The 463-nt window shown below is 61.8% G+C and carries 1 protein-coding gene; it reads left to right on the top strand.

Annotated elements, in window-relative coordinates; genetic code table 11:
• Positions 1-92: 92 nt before the first annotated feature.
• Positions 93-463, top strand: a 371-nt coding sequence (locus HMPREF2924_RS14280; protein ID WP_141765540.1) for an STY4526/YPO1902 family pathogenicity island replication protein, incomplete at its 3' end; no start/stop codon positions are given.

Here is a 463-nt window from a genome sequence, read left to right as displayed (position 1 = left end):
CCCGACGCCTGGTTGACCTTGAGCTGCCGCCGGCCGCCTCCGAGCAAGCAGCTACCGACCAGTGATTTCGCACGATTTGGGGAGGGATCGACATGTCGAAGTCGTTGATCAATGAAGCGGTCCTGACGCAGGTGCTCAACCACCTGCGCAACGGCCAGCTCAGGCGTTGTGCCGAGATGGGGCTGCGGCCGGAGATTCTGGCTCAGCTCCAACAGCCTGCCGTCATGAGCATTCTGACCAATACCCCGGTTTCCTGGGTAGACGTCAGAGTGAACATCGACGTCATGGAGAAAATCCTGGCTACAGCCGAGCGCAGCGCGCAGGAAGACCTGCAGATCGAACGCGCACTGAAGCTGGGAGCCACCACAACGATGATCCAGAGCTTTTTCGGTCTGTCGCCGGAGGACACCGCCACCAAGCGCTTGATCCTGGAGATCCACCCGCGCCGCGGTCGCTGGCGGCA

This window comes from Pseudomonas sp. HMSC063H08 (assembly GCF_001813645.1).
GTDB classification, from domain to species: Bacteria; Pseudomonadota; Gammaproteobacteria; order Pseudomonadales; family Pseudomonadaceae; genus Pseudomonas; species Pseudomonas aeruginosa.
Note: the sequence above shows the minus strand (reverse complement) of the source record. Positions and strands in the feature narration are given on the sequence as shown.